Here is a 14245-nt window from a genome sequence, read left to right on the forward strand (position 1 = left end):
CACCGGACGTCTCACCCACCACAATCCGAGGAAATCCCATGTCCAATCCCGTTCTGTTCGGCACGTTCAACGGCGCCGATGTGCTCGAGGTAACCCTGCGCTCGGATGCGGGAGCGGAAGCCAGGATCATCTCCTATGGCGGGGTGGTGCGCGATCTCCATGTGCCCTCCAAGGCCGGCCCGCAGCGTGTGGTGCTCGGTTTTGAGAAATTCGAGGACTATCCGGAGCATTCGCCGCATTTCGGCGCCGTTCCCGGCCGTGTCGCCAATCGCATCGGCTTCGGCACGTTCGCGCTGGACGGGCAGACCTATGACCTCTCCAAGAGCCATGGCGGCCCGCACACCCTGCATGGTGGCGCCACCGGCTTCGGCAAGCGCGTCTGGTCGCTGGTGCAGTCGGACGAGCGCTCGGCCACTTTCGTGCTGGTCTCCGAGGACGGTGACATGGGTTTCCCGGGCCGCGTGGTGACCACCTGCACCTACCGCCTCCTGGAGCCGGCGACGCTGCAGGTGATCTTCAACGCCACCACCGACAAGGCGACGCCGGTGAACCTCGCCCAGCATTCCTATTTCAACCTCGACGGCTCGCCCGACGTGCTCGATCACCACATCGAGATCGACGCCGATTTCTATACGCCCACCGATGCTGATCTCATCCCCACCGGCGAGATCCTCTCGGTGACGGGTACGCCCTGGGATTTCCGCCAGGACCGTACCCTGCGCTTCGATACGCCCGACGGCTCCTTCAAATATGACGGCAATCTCGTGCTGCGCTCCTCCGGCGTGCTGGCGCGGGCGGCGCGCGCCTGGTCGCCCAAGAGCGGCGTGAGCCTGGAGACCTGGACGACGCAGCCCGGCGTGCAGCTTTACGATGCCGCCAAGCTGGACATCCCGGTGCCGGGCCTGGGCGGGGCGACATATGGTGCCTATGGCGCCTTCTGCCTGGAGACGCAGAACTTCCCGGATGCCGTCAACAAGGCGCATTTTCCTTCGTCGATCCTGCGGCCGGGGCAGGTGTACCACCACGAGACGCAGTATCGCTTCGGGCAGGTGTAGTTTCCCGGGTGCGCCAGCTTTTTCCCGAGTGCGCAACGCCAAGATGGGTGGATGTGGTGGCTTGGGGAAGGGAAGAGGCGGACGAGGACGTCCGCGGTCCCAGCCACGGCGCCTCCCAGACAAAGGTTGCGGTAAACAGCCACGACGCCCTTCACGGGAAGGGCGCCGTGGCTGGGACCGCGGACGTCCTCGTCCGCCTCTTGGAAACGACAGTGCTTCAAGAAAGACCGGGTGGAATGTCCACCCCGCTCACGCCCTACCCCAGCGGGAACTGATAGCCCGGCGTCGAGCGCGACAGTGCCGCTTCCTCCGCATCCATCTCCGCTTCGATGCCCTCGAACATCGGCGTCGTCATGTAGCGCTCGCCCGTGTCGGGCAGCATGCACAGGATGACCGACCCGGCGGGCGCTTTTTCGGCGATGTCGCGCGCCACGGCGAAGGTGGCGCCGGCGGAAATGCCGACGAAGATGCCTTCCTTCTGGGCGAGGGCCCGCGCCCATTTGACGCCTTCGCTGCCCGGGATGGACACGAGCTCGTCATAGAGCTTGTTGTCGATGGCTTCCTGCAGCACCTTCGGGATGAAATCCGGCGTCCAGCCCTGGATCGGATGGGGCTCGAAGGCGGGATGGCCGACGGCAGGCGAGCCATCCGCCTCGCGCTCCTGGGGCTTGCCGCTGCCGATCAACTGGGCGTTGGCCGGCTCGCACAGCACGATCCGGGTTTCCGGACGCTCGCGCCGGAGCACGCGGCCGACGCCGGTGGCGGTGCCGCCCGTGCCGTAGCCGGTGACGAACCAGTCGAGCCGCTTGCCGGCGAAATCATTGATGATCTCGCGCGCCGTCGTCGTCTCGTGGATGTCGGCATTGGCCTCGGTCTCGAACTGATGGGCCAGGAACCAGCCATTGGCCTCGGCGAGCTCGACGGCCTTGCGGTACATGCCGAAGCCCTTCTGCACGCGCGGCGTCAGCACCACCTTGGCGCCGAGCATGCGCATCAGCTTACGCCGTTCGATCGAGAAACTGTCCGCCATGGTCACGACCAGCGGATAGCCCTTCTGCGCACACACCATGGCAAGCCCGATGCCGGTATTGCCGCTGGTGGCCTCGACGACGGTCATGCCCGGTTTGAGGGCGCCGGTGCGCTCGCCACGCTCGATGATGGCAAGGGCGAGCCTGTCCTTCACCGAGGCGGCGGGATTGAAGAACTCGCCTTTCACATAAATCGTGGCATGGGCGGGTGCGAGATTGTTGACGCGGATAACGGGCGTATCACCCACCGTTTCCAGGATGCTGTCGAAAAGGCGGCCGCGGCCGGATGTCGTCCTGGGTCGGCTTTGCTCGGTCATTTCAACCTTTCCTTGTTCTTTGATTCATCGACACGGGGACGTGGTAACACCTGGCCGTGACTTGAACGTTTTACCAGCCGGTCCGACGAAGAGCAGGCTGACCTAAGCCAACCCTCCCGCCAGCCTCAACCGCCCCACCTCCATCCCGTTCCAATTCCTCTGGACCGGAGCGACGAAGGGCTTGAGCGCCTCAGCCTCATGCTCCGACAATGGCAGCAGTTTGGCGATCACGCCCGCCATCATGAGTTCGGAGGCGCGTGTGCCGCCATCGTCGCATTTGAGGGCGACGCCATAGCCCAGCTCGGGGAAGCTGGCGCAGAACACGCCCTCGGCGCCGGTCTTCACGAAGACGCGCTCGCCGAAGAGCGCCATGATGTCGGTGTCGAAGCGTTTGCTGCCTGCGACCAGGAAAGGATCGGCCGCGGCGGCCTTGCGGATGCGCGCCGCTGCCTTGGCGCGTTCGGGGCCGAGATGAGCGCCAGTGCCGAAACGGGCGAAGCCGCGCGCCACGCCCGCCAACGGCGCGGCCTGCGTCGGGATGGAGCAGCCGTCGATGCCGACGCCATCACCAGAGAGCGTCGCGCCGCTCATCTCGTTCACCGCGCCCATGATCTCGCGCATCACCGGGTGGCTGGCCTGGATGTAGCCCTGCGGGTCGCGCGCCTCCGCGCAGGCGAGGCAGATGAAGCCGGCATGCTTGCCGGAGCAGTTGTTGTGCAACGCCGAGGGCTTCTCACCGGCGCGGACGAGCGCTTCGGCGGCCTTGCGGTAGCTCGGCGGGTGGATGCCGCATTCGAGCGTGCCGACATCGCGCCCGGCCCGGGCGAGCATCGAGGCCGCCGTCTCGACATGCCGGGGCTCGCCGCCATGCGAGGAGACGGCGAGGGCGATCTCGGCATCGGTGAGGCCGAGCTTGTCGGCGGCCCCGGATTCCAGCAGTGGCAGGGCCTGGAAGGCCTTCACGGCCGAGCGCGGATAGACGGGCCGCTCCACATCGCCGAGCGCCAGCACCAGCCGGCCTTCCGGGTCCGACACGGCCACCGCCCCGCTATGCCGGCTTTCGACCAGACCGCCACGCAACAATTCGGCCACAACGGGGTTCGACATCAATACCTCAGTAATTCAACGACCGCGGAGACATTTCGGGGGGCGGATCTTCAGACCCGGCACCTTGATGCCCCACAAAGAAAAGAAAGAGGCCGGGTCTGAAGACCCGCCCCCCGACACGCATTGATCGGCGCCCTCGAAACGCCTATCTAAGCGCCATCACGCTTCGGAGGAAGGCTCATGTTGGACAAGACCGCTCAGAAACTCGAATTCAAACGTGAGGCCGCCTATGTCAACGGGCAATGGATCGCCGCCGACAGCGGCAAGACCCTGCCTGTCCACAATCCGGCCACGGGCGAGCTGATCGGCACGATGCCCGATTGCGGCAAGGCCGAAACCGCCCGCGCCATCGAGGCCGCCAACGCAGCCTTCCCCGCCTGGCGCGCCAAGACGGCCAAGGAGCGCGCCAAGATCCTGCACAAGCTCGCCGACATCGTCGAGGCCAATGCCGATGCGCTCGGCATGCTGCTCACGGTGGAGCAGGGCAAGTCGCTGGCCGAGGCCAAGGGCGAAGTGAACTTCTCGGCCGCCTATGTGCGCTGGTTCGCCGAAGAAGCGCAGCGCGTCTATGGCGATGTCATCCCTTCGCCCTGGCCGGGCCGCCGCATCCTGGTCACCAAGGAGCCGGTGGGCGTCGTCGGCGCCATCACGCCCTGGAATTTCCCGTCCTCGATGATCGCCCGCAAGCTCGGCCCGGCTCTGGCCGCCGGCTGCACCATCGTGATCAAGCCGGCCGCGCAGACGCCCTATTCGGGCCTGGCCTGGGGCGCGCTGGCCGAGATGGCTGGCATTCCCGCCGGTGTCGTCAACGTGCTGACCGGTTCGGCAAGCGCCATCGGCGGCGAGCTCACCTCCAACCCGCTGGTGCGCAAGATCACCTTCACCGGCTCGACGCCGATCGGCAAGCTGCTGGTCGAGCAGTCGGCCAAGACCCTGAAGAAGGTCTCGATGGAACTCGGCGGCAACGCGCCCTTCATCGTGTTCGACGATGCCGATGTCGACCGCGCGATCGAAGGCGCCATGATCGCCAAATACCGCAATTCCGGCCAGACCTGCGTGTGCACCAATCGCTTCCTGGTGCAATCGGGTATCCACGACAAGTTCGTCGAGAAGCTGATCGCGGCTTCCAACGCGCTCAAGGTCGGCAACGGCCTCGAGCCGGGCGTGCAGCAGGGCCCGTTGATCGACGAGAAGGCGGTAACCAAGGTCGAGGAGCACCTCACCGATGCCGTCTCCAAGGGCGCCAAGGTGGTGGCCGGCGGCAAGCGCCATGCGCTCGGCGGCACCTTCTTCGAGCCGACGGTGGTGACCGGCGTCACGCCGCAGATGCTGGTGGCGCGCGACGAGACCTTCGGCCCGCTCGCCCCGGTGTTCAAGTTCGAGACCGAGGAAGAGGCCATCCAGATGGCCAACGACACCGAATTCGGCCTCGCCTCCTATTTCTACACCAAGGACCTCGGCCGCGCCTTCCGCGTCTCCGAAGCGCTGAAATACGGCATGGTCGGCGTCAATGAAGGCCTGATCACCACCGAGGTCGCTCCCTTCGGCGGCGTCAAGGAATCGGGCATGGGCAAGGAAGGCTCGAAATACGGCATCGACGACTATGTCGACGCCAAATATATCTGCCTCGGCGGTCTGGGCTGAGAGGTAGGCGCAAGAATCCGCAGGATTTCAGAGAAAGACTCAGATTTTGTCGTGCCCGGGCCTGTCCCGGGCATGAGGTTGCGAAGCTACAATCAATGATTTGCCGCGATCCAGGCCTTCATAGCGAGGTCAGGCAGGCCTGGAGACGATGTGACAGCCACCCTTTAATCGAAGACGGTGGTCAATTGCGAAATGTCCACACCTTCCTTCGCTGTGCGCAGCAAGAAGTAAGAAGTGGCGACTACAACCGTGACAAAACTGCTGACGAGAATTTGCGCCAACGTAGTGGCCGTGATGAAGGCATAGGATGGAGCCGCATAGCTGGCGACTATCCGGCCGCCGAGAAATAAAAGTGAAATGAGGAATCCGATAAGAGCAGGTATGCCGTAAAGAAGCAACATGAGGGCTAAAATCTTCCAGCGATTGCCCTTAGTAAGTTCTTTACTTCTGCCAAGGCTATCGAATACGCCGCGTTGTTCGGTCACGCACACGGGTGTCGTAATGAATAACATGCAGGCGATGATGATACCGGGAACGAAGAACAGTATAATGCCGATTTCGATCAGCACGCCTGCAATCAGCCATGACCCTAACAAGGCGAGGAGATTGCCGCTGACCGCTCGGAAGGCTGCGCCGATTTCGAATGGCTTATGCACGAGATCTTCGTGCGCGCCATAGGAAACCATTCCTTGGTGAATGGCCGCGATCAGAAGGCCTAGAAGTAAAACCAACCAGCCCTGCGCGGTACGAAAGGTCATCTGCGGCGACAATGGAGACAATACACTGACCAAATAGATCGGAACTTGCGCCGCCACGGCGATGGCGACAAGCTTGAGAAAGTTCCTGGCGTAGACTTCCCAGGCTAAACTCAGGGCGGAGCCAATTCTGAATGAACTGGGGGCTCTGGTGGTAACACTCGCTTCTTGGCTCATTCTTTTCTCTTGTTGTGGGCATTTCGGTAGGCCGGCTGCATTAAGTTGCGGTAATACTCAAGGGCAATCAAGCTCCGAGATCGCCGAGACCAGATTCCTCGTGTGAGACACGCCGTGCGTGGCGATCATGCACCACAAAGAGCGGAAAAGACGGCCACACTACGATTCTTCCGCCATCGCCTCATTTTCGCCCCTTCACCGACTATTCACCGAATGGCTGCATTGAAGGCGGCACAGCACAAGGATTGGGTTCTATGCGGGCGGCCACGCTCTTCGCTTTGATGGTTTCGGCTTTGACCCTGGCGGGCTGCGTCGGGATCGATGACGATTCCGGCGATGCGACCGCCTCCCTCAAGCCGGTTCTCACCACCACCGCCAGCAACGACCAGTCCGCCAACAAGGCGCCGCTCGGCATCTGGCGCGGCGGCATGACCATGCTGGTGATGACCACGCGCAACCGCACCGGCAATGAGGATCCCTGGTTCGGCACCGGCCGCGCCTCCGATCCCACCGCGGCGCGCATGGTGATGTATCCCCCGTCCAAGAGCATGCTGGCCAGCGTCAACCCGATCTCCTCGCCCGGCTGGACCATTGCCGGCGTCAGCCCGCTCTCGGGCGACCAGCCCGCCACGGCGCTGGCCACCCAGGCCGAGGGACGCGACGTGCTGCTCTATGTCCATGGCTATAACGAAACCTTCGACAGCGCGGCGACGAGCTATGCCCAGTTGGTGGCCGGCATCAAGTTCCCCGGCGTGCCGGTGCTGTTCTCCTGGCCTTCCCGCGCCGCCCTGCTCGATTATGTTACCGACAAGGACAGCGCGATGTGGTCGCGCGATGCCCTGGAGGATACGCTCACCGCGCTCGTCAATGATCCGAAGGTCGGCCGCATCAACCTGATCGCCCACTCCATGGGCGGCATGGTGACCATGGAGGCGCTGCGCTCGATGTCCGACCGCATGGGCAACAATATCGGCGATCATTTCGGCGCGATCGTGCTCGCCAATCCCGACGTCGATACCGATCTCTTCAAGCGCCAGATGAAGCGCCTGTCGCCGCTCACCTCGAAGACGACGGTGATCGTCTCTTCCAACGACCGCGCGCTGGAAATCTCCACCAAGCTCGCCGGCGGCATACCCCGCGTCGGCTCGGGCGACAGCGATGCCCTGCGGCAGACCGGCGTGAAGGTGGTGGATGCGTCCGATTTCGGCTCGGGCATCATCAACCACGACATCTTCATGAGCCGCGAGGAAGTGCGCGCCGTGGTCGCCCGCGCGATTGAGAACGCGGACGACAATTGAGGCATTGCTTGGGAGCGCCGGCTTTCCAGCCTGCCCTTTGAAAGCAATGCCTTGATCCTCACCCCCGCTCAGCCTCGCGAAGCGCCTTTGCCATGCGGGTGGAGTCGCCCCAGGTCGAAAGCCAGATCATCAGATCCGTCAGCACGGTGATGATGCCATGAAGGAGCCTTTGAGCCGGGTTCGTGCCACGCAGATGCTGCTCCGCCGTGTACAGATGCGCGACTTCCTCCTCATTGATGTCGAGGATGATGACCTTCACGCCCTCATCTCGTCCGGCCAGGAAGTGCAGCTGATCGCCGAGATGGCGGTGGACTGCGGCTTCCACCGCGGCCGTGCACACCCAGATCGATTGGCGCCCAGCGAGGGCGGTGAGAAAGCCGAGCACGAAACCGCCGAGACTCCAGAACTGCATCACCCGGCAGGGCTGGGATTGGCGGCTCGGCATGGCAGTCCGGAACAGGCGGCAGTGGCGGATTTCATCGCCGAGCATCTCCGTCAGATGGGGTACGACATCCGGCCACAGGCGCTTCGCCACCGCGATCTGGGCGCCATAGATGCGGATGGCGCCATATTCGCCCGCATGATTGACACGCAGGATGCGAGCGATGGTCAGCCGGTCGCGGGCCTCGATATGGGCGGCGGAAGTCTGGATCAGCGCCGCATCGAGATGGGCTTGCGTCATTCCTCTATCTGCCGGTTGTGATGGCGGTGGATCGAATTAAGTGCCCTGTCACCTAAACTCCTTTGTCTCAGCGATGGGGTGCAGTCCAACAGGACAAGCTGGCGAATTGAAAGGCTCTGGCGCCTGCACGTTTGCTAAATCGGACGCAATGGGATCGTAGATGCGACAAGTCGAGGTATTAGCACCTGCTGGCCGATCGCGCGCAGCATCCTTTCGACAGATTTGCCAGCCAGCACAGAGGAAGTGCTGGGACCAAGAATAATATTCGATATGATGTCGTTGAGATTAAACGCAAGGGGAGAGCCCTCCGGTTGGCCAAATCGTAACTTTAGCTTGGGTTCAACACCACGGGGACCATTGAAATAGTGCAACATAGGGGTAAATTTTTTATCAGTATCTCTTTCTGGTACATATGCAACACGCCATTCATTTTCTTCCTTGAATCCATCATGCTTGGTAAAAAGAGCAAATAATTTAATTCTCTCGAAGATGGCATATGCGGCGAGATACAGCTGGTCGTCGGATACGGTTATAGATTTTAAATATGCCGCCGTGCGATTGCAGAGTTGATCAAGCCAATTGAGACGCTCCTGGCGCGAGGCATACTTCACCGGTGCAATAAGTATCGGACTACCATCATCTTTTTGAAGCTTAGAGGTATCAAAGACTATCGCCGCACCATTGCCGTTTGACGCATAAGCCCTCCACATTGACAGCACACCGTCATTATCCCCTTGTTTGTGAAGAGAAAGAGACAGAATATAGGTATCCATAACTCCGTCATCATCGAAAACTTTGTAGTAATGGCTGAAAGCGTGATTAAATATATTCTGTCTTTCTTCTGAAGATAAAGCGTCTTTTAGCGAACTACTTTCAAAAACTGCAGAGAGTCCGTTGTTGATGCCAAATCTTACTTCTTCCAAGTCATTCATAAAAAGAGGATTTGACAACCAAATCTCGTTATTTTTTAATATGTTCTCAAGCGTACTTAAACTTGTGTAGTGTGCCAAAAGAGGCTTCGCATTTGCAAACTCGTCTTCATCCGAAATGTCTGAAAAAAGTTCTTTATATATATTCTCGTAGAGCCCCGGCGTTTCCATAATGTCCTCTCAGCCAAACCTGTCGAAAAAAGAAATACTCTATCTTGCGATTGTATTCTGCGTCTTTTTTTGCTTTTAAACGGGCAGTGCGCGCTGGGCTCTATGACGCGAAGTGAACCGTGTGGGACATAAGTAGTATTGTCGAGCATTGCGGATTCGAGCCGAGCCCCTGGCATTACGGTGACAGTTTACTAAATTTGGAATCTTGCCTGCACGCCGTGATCGAGATGTCGACCTGTCGTGCTCTATCAGGGCTTGGTTCGAGTTAATATGACGGCGCCTTCGGCGAGGGGCGCCCGTTGCCGTCTCATCTTCCGCTATCCGGGAGGTCGTAAGCCGCCGCCCTCCCGAGTCGATCCGCATCCAGGCGTTGGCGCGCCGGACAGGGCGGATTGTCGGCTGTCCGGCTGTCCGCCCGATTTCGGCTTTGGCGCGGCCGCACCCGGCGTGACATTGGAGTGCGTTGGACAAAATGAAAACATGACTTGACACTCCGCTCGTGCTCTGCCCTACTGGTGCCTGGAGCGAAGAGCGGCGGGGCTCGTAAATCCGGATCATGACCGGTGGCCTCGCCCCTTCCACCCACCCCGATGTCATGCGGCCTTGCCAGCCGCTCTGCCTGTGGTCCGGACTGCCTGCGAGAATGGAGCCTCGCGGGATTGGATTGCCTGCGGCGGACATCGTCCGGTGGCTTCGGGCCGGCCTTCAGGCGAAAGCCTGTGGCCATCGCCGAGCCGGATGCGGGGCTTGATGAGAGGCGGATGGACCGCTCACGGCGCAATAGGACATGATCCTTGGGGACATGATCCTGGCGCCGCAGATGCGTCCCCGGGACCAGGAGAGAGGCCGGCCGCTCCGGGCCGGATCACTCGCATTGCCTGCGTCATCTGGCGCAGGTCACCGCGAGCCCTGGTCGCGACGCTTCGTGGGTGAGGCGCAGGATGATCCAGGCCGTTCCCGCGTGGCTGCGGAGGCGACTTGGACCCTGTGCCATCCAGCATGGCCCCGAATGCCAGGAGAGCAACGTGATCTCCAAGGGCGGCAGGGGCGATGCCTTCCCGTTCGGCAAGGGCCGGGCCGGCGAACCGGGGCGTAGGCCTCGGCGAGCCGCCAGCCCTCGCGGGAAGAGGCCGGTCCGGCAAGCGCATTGTTGGCATGCCGGGATCGGTGCGGGGCAACCCGCCGGACTAAGGTGACGGCGGCTTTCCCCAACAAGCCCGCCATGCACCCCATGACCACGACACGGCTTTCCTGCGGAAAGCCGCCGTCACCTTGACTGCGCCTGCTGTCATGACTCAGCCCGAGAGGGCGTGAGAACGCGGTCGCTCGGCTATCTGGCACCCCCTTGTGCCCCTTCGCCGTGATGACTGAGATCAACGGCCCTGACGTTGCGCCGTTGGCAGGTCCCGTCATTCCGGCCGGAGAGCCGGAATCCATGACCACGACGGATGAAGGACAAGCGGCTCGCACTTCGCTTTTATCGACAAGAGTAGCGTTCATGGATTCCGGCGCTGCGGCCGGATTGACGAAACCTCCAACCGTGGAACTTCAAGGCCGTTGGTATGGGTCTTCGTCGCGGAAAGGACCGTCATCCCCGCACCGGTCTGTTGTGGTGGCGGTGACGCAGTTGCTCCAGCAACTCCGCCAGCAGGTTTTCCGCCGCCTCGGCGATCACCGTGCCGGGCGGGAAGATCGCCTGCGCGCCGGCGGCGTAGAGCGCCTCGAAATCCTGCTCCGGCACCACGCCGCCCACCACGATCATGATGTCGGGTCGGCCCTCCGCCACCAGCGCCTGGCGCAGGGCCGGGACCAGCGTGAGATGGCCGGCGGTGAGGGAGGAGATGCCGACGATATGAACGTCGCTGTCGGCAGCCTGCTTCGCCACTTCCTCGGGCGTCGCGAAGAGGGGCCCGATCTCGACCTCGAAGCCGAGATCGCCGAAGGCCGAGGCGATCACCTTCTGGCCGCGGTCGTGCCCGTCCTGCCCCATCTTCGCGACCAGGATCCTGGGCGGGCGGCCTTCCTCCTCGCGAAAAGTCGCCGTCTGGCGCTGCACGCTGGCAAGACGCTCCTCGCCCATGCCGGCCCTGTAGACGCCGGCCATCGAGCGGATTTCGGCCCTGTGGCGGCTGAACACCTTCTCCAGCGCGGCGGAGATCTCCCCAACCGTCGCCTTGGTCCGGGCCGCGTCGACGGCAAGCGCGAGGAGGTTGCCATCAACGGCTGCGCCTTCGCTGAGCGCGTTCAGCGCCTGCGCGAGGGCTTGCGGATCGCGTTCCGCCCGGAGCCGTTCGAGCTTGGCGATCTGGGCTGCGCGCACGGCGGAATTGTCTACCTTGAGCAGCTCGAGCGGCGGCTCGGATCGCGGCTTGTAGAGGTTGACGCCGATCACCGATTGCTCCCCGGAATCGATGCGCGCCTGCGTCCGGCTGGCGGCTTCCTCGATGCGCAGCTTGGGCAGGCCGGCCTCGATGGCTTTCGCCATGCCGCCCATCACCTCGACTTCCTCGATGTGCTTCCAGGCTTTCGCCGCCAGATCTTCCGTCAGGCGCTCGATGGCATGGGAGCCACCCCAGGGATCGATCAGCCGGGTGGTGCCGCTCTCCTGCTGCAGCACGAGCTGGGTGTTGCGGGCGATGCGGGCGGAAAAGTCGGTCGGCAGCGCCAGCGCCTCGTCGAGCGCGTTGGTGTGGAGGGACTGGGTGCCGCCCTGCGTCGCGGCCATCGCCTCGATCATGGTGCGGGTCACGTTGTTGAAGACGTCCTGCGCCGTGAGCGACCAGCCCGAGGTCTGGCAATGCGTGCGCAGGGCCAGGGACTTGGCCGATTTGGGGTGGAACTGCTTGACGAGCCGGGTCCAGAGCAGCCGGGCGGCGCGGAGCTTGGCCACCTCCATGAAGAAGTTCATGCCGATGGCGAAGAAGAAGGAGAGGCGCGGCGCGAAATGGTCGATGTCGAGCCCCGCCTTGAGGCCGGCCCGGATATATTCGACACCATCAGCCAGCGTATAGGCGAGTTCCAGGTCCTGCGTCGCTCCGGCTTCCTGCATGTGATAGCCGGAGATCGAGACGGCGTTGAACTTCGGCATGTTTTTCGCCGTGTAGCTCAGGATGTCGCCGACGATGCGCATCGAGGGGCCGGGCGGGTAGATATAGGTGTTGCGGACCATGAACTCCTTCAGGATGTCGTTCTGAATGGTTCCGGCCAGCTTCTGCGGCGGCACGCCCTGTTCCTCGGCGGCGACGATGTAGAGCGCCAGGATCGGCAGCACGGCGCCGTTCATGGTCATCGAGACCGACATCTCCTCGAGCGGGATGCCCTCGAAGAGCGTGCGCATGTCGATGATGGAATCGATGGCGACACCGGCCATGCCGACATCGCCGGTCACGCGCGGGTGATCGGAGTCATAGCCGCGATGGGTGGCGAGATCGAAGGCGATGGAGAGGCCCTTCTGCCCGGCGGCGAGATTCCGCCGGTAGAAGGCGTTGGAATCCTCGGCCGTGGAGAAGCCGGCATATTGGCGGATGGTCCAGGGTTGCTGGACATACATGGTCGGGTAGGGGCCGCGCAGGAAAGGCGGCTGGCCCGGCCAGCCGTCGAGATCGGCGGAGCCGAGAATGTCGGTCTCGGTGTTGACAGCCTTGACCTCGATGTCCTCGGGCGTGAGCCAGGTCTCGTCCGAGAACAGCGATAGTGCCGCCGGGCGCTGGAAGCCGAGTCGGGAGAAATCAGGGATGCGGCTCATGGCGTGGCCTCGAAGTCGAGCGCATCGCGGCGGCGCGGAAGAGCCGGCGCGGGCAGCTGCGCGGTGCTTTCGACAAGAGGACGCAAGACGGAAACCGCAGGTTCCTCGGCGAGCACATATTTGCTGGCGCCGATGATGGGGTCCGGGGGCACGCGCAGGCGGTCGATCTGCGCCCGCACCCAGCCCGATTGCAGCGCCTTGACGATGCCATGCTCGCGCTCGATGCCCTGGAGAAGCATCCAGGCCGCCTCGCACAGGCTCTCCGTCATCGCCTCCAGCCCGCCAGAGCCGGCGGCGGGATCGGTGATGCGATGAAGATTGGCCTCGCTGAGCAGCACATGCTGGCAGTTGCGCGCGATGCGGCGGGCATGGCCGTCAGGCAGGCCATTGGCGCTGGTATAGGGCAGGGTGGTGATGCTGTCGGCACCGCCGAGGCCCGCCGCCGCGGTGGCGAGGCCACCGCGCAGGATATTGGTGGCGGGATCGCGACGGCTCAGCATGCGCCAGGCCGTCTCGGCATGCAGGTGGATCGGCGCCGGGGCGAGATCGCAGGCTTTTTCGATTTGCTGCCAGGCAAGGCGCAGCGCCCGGAACTTGGCGATGGTGGCGAAGACGTTCTGGTCGGCTGCGAGGGTGAAGCCGATGCAGTGGCGCGCTTCCTCCAGACGTATGCCGGTTGCCTCCAAGATGCGCAGATAGGCGAGGCCGGCCGAAAGCACGCAGGCGAGCTCCAGGCCCGATGTCGCGCCTGCCTCGTGGAAAACACGCCCATCGGCCGTCACCACCGTGCCGTTCTGCCGATGGCTCGCCAGCACCGAGACCGTCGAAGGCCAGGCCGGAGGCAAGGCGCCCGTGGCGGCAAGCAGGCCGACGGGATCATAGCCATAATGGACGGTGCCGCCCGGGATCTCGCCGAGCAGGCGGGCGACGTCCAGCGTATGCGCCCCGGCATCGAGGCGCAGCACGACAGCGTCCCGCTGCACCTTGTCCAGCAGCCGGTCGAGATCGCCGCCGAACGGGATGGCGACGCCGAAGCCGCGCGCGTAGGGGCTATGATTGGTGACCAGAGAGAGGCCACCGGCGCCGCCTTCGAGATCCTCCAGCGCCAGCGCATTGGCCTCGACCGCCTGCGGATGGTCGACGCGCTGGACGATGGTCCAGGGCGTGGCGGGGCGGCGGCCGGGAATCGGGGCGGTGCCGGAACGCCTGGGATAGACGGCTTCGAGGCGAACACCGTCGGGCGTGAGCGTGGTCAGCGTATCCTCGTAGGATGCCCCTTTCAGCACACCCGCGACAGCTTCGCGCCATCGCGCTTCATCCTCTCCCATCCCGCTCAT

10 protein-coding genes are annotated in these 14245 nt (G+C 63.1%); 3 read left to right on the forward strand and 7 right to left on the reverse strand.

The window, feature by feature from the left end; all coding sequences use genetic code 11:
• The first annotated feature begins 38 nt into the window (after positions 1–38).
• The gene (locus QQL24_RS28785) at positions 39–1055 is read left to right on the forward strand and encodes an aldose epimerase family protein (protein ID WP_284315747.1); all 1017 of its coding nucleotides are present in this window, start codon (positions 39–41) and stop codon (positions 1053–1055) included.
• A 256-nt stretch (positions 1056–1311) separates the two neighbouring features.
• Here QQL24_RS28785 and QQL24_RS28790 read toward each other — a convergent pair whose 3' ends face one another.
• Entirely contained in the window at positions 1312–2400 is a 1089-nt protein-coding gene (locus QQL24_RS28790; RefSeq protein ID WP_284315748.1) for a PLP-dependent cysteine synthase family protein, read from the reverse strand.
• 102 nt (positions 2401–2502) lie between these two features.
• Positions 2503–3507 (reverse strand): asparaginase, encoded by a 1005-nt coding sequence (locus tag QQL24_RS28795; RefSeq protein WP_284315749.1) that lies wholly within the window; start codon positions 3505–3507, stop codon positions 2503–2505.
• 180 nt (positions 3508–3687) lie between these two features.
• On the opposite strand from QQL24_RS28795, the gene QQL24_RS28800 reads away from it, so the two are divergent.
• The gene (locus tag QQL24_RS28800; protein WP_284315750.1) at positions 3688–5151 is read left to right on the forward strand and encodes an NAD-dependent succinate-semialdehyde dehydrogenase; all 1464 of its coding nucleotides are present in this window, start codon (positions 3688–3690) and stop codon (positions 5149–5151) included.
• Between the two features lie 164 nt (positions 5152–5315).
• Here QQL24_RS28800 and QQL24_RS28805 read toward each other — a convergent pair whose 3' ends face one another.
• A complete protein-coding gene (locus QQL24_RS28805; RefSeq protein WP_284315751.1) occupies positions 5316–6083 on the reverse strand; it encodes a glycerophosphoryl diester phosphodiesterase membrane domain-containing protein in 768 nt (255 codons plus the stop codon).
• A gap of 254 nt (positions 6084–6337) precedes the next feature.
• On the opposite strand from QQL24_RS28805, the gene QQL24_RS28810 reads away from it, so the two are divergent.
• Complete coding sequence (locus tag QQL24_RS28810; protein ID WP_284315752.1) at positions 6338–7381, forward strand: alpha/beta hydrolase; 1044 nt, start codon at positions 6338–6340, stop codon at positions 7379–7381.
• Between the two features lie 58 nt (positions 7382–7439).
• Here the strand turns inward: QQL24_RS28810 and QQL24_RS28815 are convergent, their stop codons facing one another.
• From QQL24_RS28815 to QQL24_RS28830, 4 genes are all read right to left on the reverse strand, one after another.
• Positions 7440–8063 (reverse strand): demethoxyubiquinone hydroxylase family protein, encoded by a 624-nt coding sequence (locus QQL24_RS28815; protein ID WP_284315753.1) that lies wholly within the window; start codon positions 8061–8063, stop codon positions 7440–7442.
• Positions 8064–8197: 134 nt separating this feature from the next.
• Positions 8198–9163, reverse strand: a complete 966-nt coding sequence (locus QQL24_RS28820; RefSeq protein WP_284315754.1) for a DUF2971 domain-containing protein — start codon at positions 9161–9163, stop codon at positions 8198–8200.
• Positions 9164–10751: 1588 nt separating this feature from the next.
• Positions 10752–12908 carry a methylmalonyl-CoA mutase gene (gene scpA, locus QQL24_RS28825; protein WP_284315755.1) on the reverse strand — a complete coding sequence of 719 codons (2157 nt, stop codon included), beginning with the start codon at positions 12906–12908 and terminating at the stop codon, positions 10752–10754.
• Entirely contained in the window at positions 12905–14245 is a 1341-nt protein-coding gene (locus tag QQL24_RS28830) for a methylmalonyl-CoA mutase family protein (RefSeq protein WP_284315756.1), read from the reverse strand. The genes scpA and QQL24_RS28830 overlap by 4 nt, the downstream gene beginning before the upstream one ends.

The sequence above is a fragment of the Labrys miyagiensis genome (assembly GCF_030160835.1).
Classification (GTDB): domain Bacteria; phylum Pseudomonadota; class Alphaproteobacteria; order Rhizobiales; family Labraceae; genus Labrys; species Labrys miyagiensis.

Bases quoted from the DNA above. Each gene is read 5' to 3' on its own strand.
- QQL24_RS28815 (WP_284315753.1), bottom strand. From the start codon at position 8,063: ATGACGCAAGCCCATCTCGATGCGGCGCTGATCCAGACTTCCGCCGCC.
- QQL24_RS28795 (WP_284315749.1), bottom strand. From the start codon at position 3,507: ATGTCGAACCCCGTTGTGGCCGAATTGTTGCGTGGCGGTCTGGTCGAA.
- QQL24_RS28820 (WP_284315754.1), bottom strand. From the start codon at position 9,163: ATGGAAACGCCGGGGCTCTACGAGAATATATATAAAGAACTTTTTTCA.
- QQL24_RS28800 (WP_284315750.1), top strand. From the start codon at position 3,688: ATGTTGGACAAGACCGCTCAGAAACTCGAATTCAAACGTGAGGCCGCC.
- scpA (WP_284315755.1), bottom strand. From the start codon at position 12,908: ATGAGCCGCATCCCTGATTTCTCCCGACTCGGCTTCCAGCGCCCGGCG.
- QQL24_RS28785 (WP_284315747.1), top strand. From the start codon at position 39: ATGTCCAATCCCGTTCTGTTCGGCACGTTCAACGGCGCCGATGTGCTC.
- QQL24_RS28830 (WP_284315756.1), bottom strand. From the start codon at position 14,245: ATGAGCGGGATGGGAGAGGATGAAGCGCGATGGCGCGAAGCTGTCGCG.
- QQL24_RS28790 (WP_284315748.1), bottom strand. From the start codon at position 2,400: ATGACCGAGCAAAGCCGACCCAGGACGACATCCGGCCGCGGCCGCCTT.
- QQL24_RS28810 (WP_284315752.1), top strand. From the start codon at position 6,338: ATGCGGGCGGCCACGCTCTTCGCTTTGATGGTTTCGGCTTTGACCCTG.
- QQL24_RS28805 (WP_284315751.1), bottom strand. From the start codon at position 6,083: ATGAGCCAAGAAGCGAGTGTTACCACCAGAGCCCCCAGTTCATTCAGA.